This window comes from Ralstonia sp. 1138 (assembly GCF_040544795.1).
Taxonomy (GTDB): Bacteria; Pseudomonadota; Gammaproteobacteria; order Burkholderiales; family Burkholderiaceae; genus Ralstonia; species Ralstonia flatus.
Genome location: NZ_JBEPKQ010000014.1, coordinates 1 through 7,618, shown reverse-complemented (window position 1 = coordinate 7,618; position 7,618 = coordinate 1). Strand labels below are relative to the sequence as shown.

At 58.4% G+C, this 7,618-nt stretch carries 8 protein-coding genes; all 8 read right to left on the bottom strand.

Features of this window, described 5'->3' with window-relative positions; translation table 11 throughout:
- Positions 1 to 1,005: ATP-binding protein (locus ABIC76_RS25430; RefSeq protein WP_502947908.1), on the bottom strand; the 1,005-nt coding region annotated here is incomplete at its 3' end.
- A 27-nt stretch (positions 1,006 to 1,032) separates the two neighbouring features.
- Positions 1,033 to 2,070, bottom strand: coding sequence for a 3-oxoacyl-ACP synthase III family protein (locus ABIC76_RS25425; protein ID WP_354535639.1), 1,038 nt, complete (start codon positions 2,068 to 2,070; stop codon positions 1,033 to 1,035).
- Positions 2,071 to 2,396: 326 nt separating this feature from the next.
- A complete protein-coding gene (locus tag ABIC76_RS25420; RefSeq protein ID WP_354535638.1) occupies positions 2,397 to 2,834 on the bottom strand; it encodes a hypothetical protein in 438 nt (145 codons plus the stop codon).
- Positions 2,835 to 3,520: 686 nt separating this feature from the next.
- Positions 3,521 to 3,880: a hypothetical protein gene (locus tag ABIC76_RS25415; protein WP_502947909.1), complete on the bottom strand. Its 360-nt coding sequence runs from the start codon at positions 3,878 to 3,880 to the stop codon at positions 3,521 to 3,523.
- Positions 3,777 to 5,048 (bottom strand): DUF746 domain-containing protein, encoded by a 1,272-nt coding sequence (locus ABIC76_RS25610; protein ID WP_502947907.1) that lies wholly within the window; start codon positions 5,046 to 5,048, stop codon positions 3,777 to 3,779. Before ABIC76_RS25610 ends, ABIC76_RS25415 begins: the two co-directional genes overlap by 104 nt.
- Complete coding sequence (locus ABIC76_RS25405) at positions 5,049 to 5,429, bottom strand: hypothetical protein (RefSeq protein WP_354535636.1); 381 nt, start codon at positions 5,427 to 5,429, stop codon at positions 5,049 to 5,051.
- A 110-nt stretch (positions 5,430 to 5,539) separates the two neighbouring features.
- Positions 5,540 to 6,277: a FecR family protein gene (locus ABIC76_RS25400; protein WP_354535635.1), complete on the bottom strand. Its 738-nt coding sequence runs from the start codon at positions 6,275 to 6,277 to the stop codon at positions 5,540 to 5,542.
- Between the two features lie 47 nt (positions 6,278 to 6,324).
- Positions 6,325 to 6,879: a hypothetical protein gene (locus ABIC76_RS25395; protein WP_354535634.1), complete on the bottom strand. Its 555-nt coding sequence runs from the start codon at positions 6,877 to 6,879 to the stop codon at positions 6,325 to 6,327.
- Between the last annotated feature and the right edge of the window lie 739 nt (positions 6,880 to 7,618).

The window sequence follows — 7,618 nt, the reverse complement described above, 5'->3', positions numbered from 1 at the left end:
CTTGATCAGGTTGAAGAGCGTAAAGAGGTAGACCGTCTCGTCGACCTTGAAGGTGAAGTCTTCGACCACGTGAAGCTTCACTTTACGGCGCTCGTCCTCATCGGCGAAGCCGTATTCGTCCAGTGCCTTGCGGGTCGTATCGGCCGCGCCAAGATAGGTCAGACGGTCGGGCCGGATGGGCTTCGCACTGACTTCGTCGAGCGTCATCGCGATAATGCGCAGCCCGCGCTCGATCGACAGTTGACCCTGTGCGAGATGACGATAGAGCGATGCCGCATTCGTTTGCGACAGCATCAACGGACGGTCACCGTCACTCGATACAGGGAGCGCTTCCTCCATACCGTCGAGCACGTGTCTCAGCTGGCTCAGAGGATTGCGCATTTCGTGGGCGATCGAACCTGCCATCGCTCTGAGTGCCTCGTTCTTCGCTTGTGCCGCGATCCCCTTCATATTGCTGTAGCTGAAAGTAAGACCCGCGCAAATGCCGAACGTAAAAATCGGGAAATACAAGTAAAGCAGTTGATGCGTATCCAGATGGATCGCCTGCGGCACCACAAGCCAGGCAAGCAGGACAGCAAGACCGATCCCAATAACCGAGTTCAACAGCAGAACGATGTATGACGGGAATATCACGATCATGAAGAAGATCATTCCCAGCTCAGCCATCGACCAGAGCACCGAATAATGGCTGGTCAAGAGGTAGTACGTGAAAAAAAACGGTAGCGTATAAGCTACCGTCGCAAAGTAGTACCAAGCCAGGAAGCGCGCAGCAGCAGCAGCAGGCCAGAAACTGCGCAACAGCAACAGCGCACAAGCGAGCGTGCCGATCATGCGCATCAGCAGACTTTCATTGGGCTGCGGATCGATGTACGTCCACCAGAGCCAGTACACGGGATGCCCAACTACACCGAGTGCGCCGACGGCCATCACGCTGTAGCCCGACAGAGTGAACGCGTCGCAAACGCGTGCGTCAATGTATCGGATGCTCCCAGCCATGGCTTTCATGTTGCGCTCTATTATTGAGAGTGCGCCTCAGAATCTGAAGCTACTACTGTTAAAGGACATGCCCGCGCTACCCACCCAGCAGAGCACCCGGTCTCCCCTCTTGAGTCGCCCGCTCTCCATCGCCAGGGAGATCGCAGCAGGAATCGAGGCCGACACGAGGTTTCCTGTCTCGGGATAGATGTGATACATCCTGTCCTCGATGCCCGCACTGACGCCGTAACCATGCCATGCCGCTTTGGACGAAGCGTGGGTAAAGACGATGTCGATTTCATTCTTCGGAACAGCGATCTTCGCCAACACGTCGGACAGCTCCTCTGAGTTCTTGTGTAGTTCGTGGCCAAACGAGGTAAAGCGCATTTCCCCGTTTTTCCCAATCCGGTCGGATGGGTGGCAAAAGCCTTCGTAGCCAGGCATGGGAATCGTGCACAGGTCCGACACCTCGGGCTTGCCGCGAAAAGCGAAGCTGAAGTTATCTGGCTCCTTCGCCACAATGAGCGTGGCGGTTGCCGCTTCTCCAATTGTGAAAGACGGCAAGGTGTACTCGATCTGTGCTTGGTTCTTCAGAGCGAAATTCGCAGGATAAAGTGGTCCACCCGCTTGCATGTTGAATTCCGCGTTCACGATCAACGCATTTCGATACTGCCCGGACTTGAAGAGTCCGTCGACAATTGACATCGCTCGCGTCCAGCTCATGCAGGCATCGACGATGTCAAAGCACTCGGCCTTCGTAAACCCGAGCGCGCTGGCCAACATATGGCTGTTGCCCGGCTCCAGGAATCCCCTTCCTATGCCGACAAAGACGAACAGTTCGATATGCTCCGGCCTCAGATACGTCTCCGACAAAGCCTTACGCGTCGCCATTGCCACATGATCAATCGGTGTCTCATGGCTGCTGCACCAACGCCGATTGACCAACCCGCTTCTGTCGAGCAATGTCTTGATGCTGCGCGTCGCCCGATCGATGTCGCCCTCATACTCAGAGGAGTGAAATCGAATCAGATCGACAACTTCTTCATTCGTGACACTTTTGGAAGGCAGACTGACTGCCACATTTTTAATCAGCATAGATAGCGTCCGTGAAAAACGATGGTTGAGATAACGTATTCGCGCGAAATACGCGCAAATACCTGCGACAAGTACGAGCCTTGCTGCACTCGCACACTAGCGCCTCTACCACGCATCACAAGTTCCACCATCTTCCATTTCTGCCCGCGGCTCTTCTGTGTCCACCTTCCTTTGGCCAACAGATACGCAGAGCGTCTTCCTTGCGACATGCTCGCAACAACGAGCCCACTCAAATTGCTTCTCCGCGCCTTGATCGGATACATAGGCGCGGAGAAATTTGCCTATCCAATCGTGCGGACATGGACTTCACTCGACCTCCACACCACTCATCCGCCCTCGCCCGGTCCCGCTTGAGGACCAGACTGCTCCTCAAGATAGAGGCCGCGCACCACAAGCACACCGTCGGGCAGGGTTCGCATTCGAATCTTGTGGCTCTGGATTGACATGCCACTGCCATCGCGTTTATGCAAGAACGAAAACGCACCACCGCCAGCGAAATGCAGGGTGTGCGACGTCGTGTCGTACACGGTTGCAATAACGTGGCGCTCCACCTGCGCGAGATCCTCGAGCTGCACGCGGCGAATCACCGGTATGGTCACATTGATTTCGCCCAACTCGGAGACTAGGTACTTGGTGCCGTCTGGTCCCTCGATCAGGTAGCTTCCGTTGGGGAAATCCGTCCGCATGCCGCCGGGAATATCGACCACGGTGCCTGTCAGTGATGGCCGTGACTGACCGGACTGCGCATCGGGTTGATCTTTCATCTCGACTCCTGCCCGATGGTTGTCTGCCAAGCGCCAGCTTTCTGTGCTTCGCGGCCAGACGCAAAAAGGCCCCAAGCACCCGGGGAACGAGAGCTTGGGGTGACGGGAAGCCGGACGAACCCGATCAACACGCTCGCCCGGTACCGATATCGGGCTGCTGAGAAGAAGGGTTCAAACAGCTTGATACCAGCAAGAGCACGATAGACTGGCTGTTTTAGGTGATTTGAAAACAATGGTTTCGCTATTCGAGAAAAATATTAAATATAGATTTAAAGTAAATTGAATTCAACATGCGGGAATCAGCGCGCTCGCAGAACGTCCCCAAAAAAGAAAAAGCCCCGCGCGAAGGCGGGGCCCTGCGACAGCCGTACAACGCTGTCCGAGTCGATCAGGATGTCGCGGGAGAATGATAGCGCAGCCGCAAATGAGCGAATGCGGGCGCTGGGCCGTCAATGTGGCGGGCTCTGTGCGAGACCAACGATAGTGCCTTGTCGGCGTGTTCGTGCGGCCCGCACCGGACTTCGCGGTGTATGAGACAGCGCAATGCCACATTCGCTTGCGGGTGCACCTGGCAGCGGTTCGCCTCGGTCGACATGGGCAGTGTCTCTTCCATACCGCCGAGCACGTGCTTCAACTGGCTCGGAGCTTTCGGCACGTACGTTGACTGAGTTCGCCTCAGCATAACCTCATGATGAAGCTGAAGCCGTGGCGAGCAGGTCCATAATCGCATCAAACGCAGCCAGGCGCGCGGCCTCTATCGACCTAAAGCCGCACCCGGATCGAACAATTTCCATCTCACCAACGGCGCGCAATTCAAATTGCCAAGCTGTCTTCGCCCCGCCGACTCGGACAACATAACCGTCAGCCGACAAATACGAGCACCCGTCCCCACGTCTTGACCATCTGCGAGCGAGCCACAGTTTGCGCTTGCGCGCGCGTGTCTCAATGAGGCTTGGTCCCTCTTTCATTGGCAAGCCCAAGCGTACCCAGGCTTCCATGGCCCCGCTCGGATCGAGCACCAACAACCATTGTCTCCACGCAACCAGCCACGCTTGCAGGTGCGTAGTGGACGCGCCCAGTGCTTGCGCCGCCGTTTCGATCGTATTGCGCCATCCCAACATCGGTACCAATTGCAGTGCAATTTCGCGGCCCTGCGTGCTCAGCAGCGGGGAGTTCGAGACGCGCGTGAAGTAGCCCAAGCAACCGCGGCACTTGAACCCCGGTAGTCCTGGGACGCTTGAGCGGGTGGTATTCGGTCTGAGCGCTGTCGCACCATGGGCAACGGGTGGCAGCAATGCTTTGGCTCAATGCCGCGTCGATCCGCTTCGTCAGGTGGGCACTCAGGCGACGATCTTCAAGCTGGTCCATTGGTCCACGTGGCAGGATCCGGGCCGGCAATTCGATGTCGGCCAACTGGCGCCGCGGCCGAACCGTCAGGGTAGTCTCATCGACGTGTGCAGCACGCGCGACGGCTGGCACTACTGTGTCCGGATGATGCTTGCGCCTGTACCGCACTGCGGTATCGACAGCGTCGTGCAGGATGACACCGACAAGCCCGTGTCCCTCGTCCTGCAGCACATCGAGCAAACGGCTACGCCCACACTGCGGACAGCGGATACGGCGCCGTCGCTGTGGATCGAAGGCCGCGGACTTGACCCCCCCCTCGAAACCACAGCGCAAGCAATGCGCATGCGGCGCCATGCGAACACCGAGGCGCACTCGGGCCTCCCAGCGGCCCGAAGGATTCAGTTCGAGCAAATAGCGACGAAACGCCAACAACCGCGACAAGATCGCCTTGTTGGTGCGCCCGAGCCGCTCACACGCCTGCTGTATCGACATTTGCCGCGAGAGCAACGGAATCATTGCTGTACCCTTGTCGCGATTTTTCAGCTGTACAAACGGCGTCTGCGTCAGACGGTTAAAGTAGCGTTGGCATCTGTGACAGAAGAAGCTCGGCAGCTCCTTCTTGCGCGGTCGTTCGGCACGGATACGCGCGCCATCACAATGCGGACAGCGCGGCAAAGGGGTGCTCCTCGGGCTGATGAGGTCCCTCCAGGCTGACATGAGATAGTTGGTCAGCGCTTGGTCTTCCGTCAACGCGTCATCAACATGCTCGCGTGCGGTAATCGCCCCCACGGTCGCGTCGAAATGACGTGCCGGCGCTGCCTTTTGACCCGCGCGTTTGCGCGTAGATCTTGCAATGGTGTTCCGCATTCAAGAACGCCGGCTGGCCATGCTCAATTCCCAGTGCCGCAGCGCGCCGGTGTAATCAAAGCGCAGATCGCCTCGCTCGCGGATGCTATGCAGGCCGGAGCCTTGGCTCTGCATCAGCGCACCAAACAGGGTGTCCCCCATCGGGCTATTGCTCACCTGTACGGCGCCGCGCGTCGTGAGCACGCGCATCAGTGCGATGGCGCGTTCGGTGCTGCAGCCGAGTTGCCGGGCGACCTGAGTGGGGTTGTACCGGTTCAGAGGGTGACGGGCGAACAACTCCAGCACCATCGCTTCGGTTACCTCCTGGTCGGCATCCTGGGGGGACACAGTGGCCGTGCGGCTCGTCGCTTTCGCGCCTGCCTTGGTCTTCGGTGCGTTCATGTAAGTGGGTCTGCGTTGCGTATTCACGATGACTGGATTTGCACGGACGCACACCGGGCGTCATTTGAGAACGTTGGGCTGCGTTGTGTCACCTGTGACCTGCAAGATTGCTATCGGGCCGCCGCTGCAACCTCACCTTCCAACACTGAAGCTGTGGACACACTGCCATCGGCTTGCACACGAAAGCGCGTACCACGTACGCCCGTGACCAAGGTGGGCGTAGAGATTTCATAACGCCCCACACCTTTCTTGTTGGGCGACACGACCGATTCCACCTCGCCTTTCTCAACATGAAGCCGCACGTCAATATGACCCGTGAGCATGAACTTGCGTATGCGCGCGAGCGTCATGCGGGTGTTGGGCAATAGGGTCACGCGGGTGTTGTCATCAAAGGCGAGCGTCGCAGTGCCATTCGGGCCGGTTTCGATCGTGTCGGTCTCGGTCAGCGACATCCCAACTTTGATCGGCGTATGTTCGGCCGTTGTGGCATCGTGGGCTGACACGACTTGCGCCCCAGAGGGTTGCGCCGGAATTCGCGCAAGCGGAACGCGCAGCGTGGTGCCTAATAGCAATTGATCCGGATTTGCCAGGTGATTAAGCTGTACAAGCTGTCCACACGCTGACGCCTCCCCCAGGTAGCGTAGAGCGATGGCGCTCAGCGTATCTCCCTGTTGGACGCGGTACAGGAAATCGTTGCCGTGCGCGCCCGACGGTTGCGCCATGGCGGGGCGCAGTACCGTGCCAAAGGACAACGCTGCCATCGTCCACATTACTTGTGCGAACCAGCCTTGCAGCAAGGCGGCGCTCGTTTGCGAGCGCTGAATTGGAACAAGCCTTTGATGGCCCATGTGGCATCTCCAGTGGAAGGCCGTCGCCTCCTCAAGCATGTACGCGGTCAATTACTCCGCAACGTTGGAATGTGGAGATCCGCCGCAAGTGCGCTGCGCGCATTTCCATCAGGCAGCTCTAAGCCCTCGTCTTCGGTTTTGACAGACTCTTTGTCCACGGAAGCCGCCAATGACCGCGTGGATGCCGGCGCTTTTGCGCGCCGCGTATTTGGACGAATCTGTGCGCTTGGGGGCTTTTGCGTAGACGGAGTCGAGGGAGCGGCAGGCGCTGGGAGCCGGTAGGTAGCACCTGGCATATGTTTTTCGATCCACCGGTTTAGCTCGTGCCAGTACGCCTCATGCGAGCCCTGAGCAGGGCGAGACGTCGAGGGATAGAATTTGGTGCGATCGTCAGCGGCGTACACCACGAGTTTGCGCGACTGCGCAGCTTGGCAGAGCAGGAGCTTGATTTGCTTGGCAGGTCCGCGCGCGCCAGCAATGGCATGTGCCGCTTCGTCGAGCGTATAGCGGCCCTCTGCACGCTTCAACATGCGCTTTTGTGCGGAACACGGGTTTAGCACGCCAAGCGTGGCGGCAATAAAGCAGTTGATATCGTGTTCCATAGCGAATGCCTTGCCTAGCACATTTGGCGCAAAATCGGGTCGAGTACGCGGGCCACTCCATGCGCTCATTCGATGCGAAACATACGCATCACGCAGTTGGCCCGCCCCCCTGATTCGTCGATGCTCCACGAGCACTTATAGCGTGGCTTACTGCATCAACGCACCCGACTCACCACTGCGAAAGCGACCCTCAAGTAGTCGATTGATAATCAGACCAAGGCGCAAGCAGGCCCTGCCCTTTATGCGTCCTTGCTGGCGGACGGCGTCTCGCCAAGCGGGGCATCGTGCACGTCAACACACCAAGAGCGGCGCCGTCTAATCGTGACAGTCACCTCGGGCAGCGCGTGGGCGTCGGCCTTCTTTCGTAGTTTGAATTGGCGCCGGAAAGGATGCCCGACGGCGCTACCAAGAGAGGTCGCCGTGCCGAGCGACGTCCTAGGATGAATCGGCATGATGGACAGATGAAAATGGAGTGCCACTGCTAATCACCTTACGCCAGCAGAATCGGCGGATTGTGATCAATTGTCGCCGCTGCCGCATACCTCGCCCCGCTCAGACAGCGCGTGATACTGCCTGGAACAACCGGCAACAGCACTCCCCTTCCACCGCGGGCTACCTCCTCAGCTTTCCATGTACGAGTACCGTCGTAAGCGTGTCCCCAGCACCGTCTCGACGGCGTGAAAGGAAGTTGCCAGAGTGGTCCCCACCAAAAAGTAGTGGGGACCACAGTGGCAACAGA

What these genes read in the sequence shown, in the direction of transcription:
- ABIC76_RS25425 (WP_354535639.1), bottom strand. Translation starts at nt 2,070, where the DNA reads ATGCTGATTAAAAATGTGGCAGTCAGTCTGCCTTCCAAAAGTGTCACG.
- ABIC76_RS25420 (WP_354535638.1), bottom strand. Translation starts at nt 2,834, where the DNA reads ATGAAAGATCAACCCGATGCGCAGTCCGGTCAGTCACGGCCATCACTG.
- ABIC76_RS25610 (WP_502947907.1), bottom strand. Translation starts at nt 5,048, where the DNA reads ATGCGGAACACCATTGCAAGATCTACGCGCAAACGCGCGGGTCAAAAG.
- ABIC76_RS25405 (WP_354535636.1), bottom strand. Translation starts at nt 5,429, where the DNA reads ATGAACGCACCGAAGACCAAGGCAGGCGCGAAAGCGACGAGCCGCACG.
- ABIC76_RS25400 (WP_354535635.1), bottom strand. Translation starts at nt 6,277, where the DNA reads ATGGGCCATCAAAGGCTTGTTCCAATTCAGCGCTCGCAAACGAGCGCC.
- ABIC76_RS25395 (WP_354535634.1), bottom strand. Translation starts at nt 6,879, where the DNA reads ATGGAACACGATATCAACTGCTTTATTGCCGCCACGCTTGGCGTGCTA.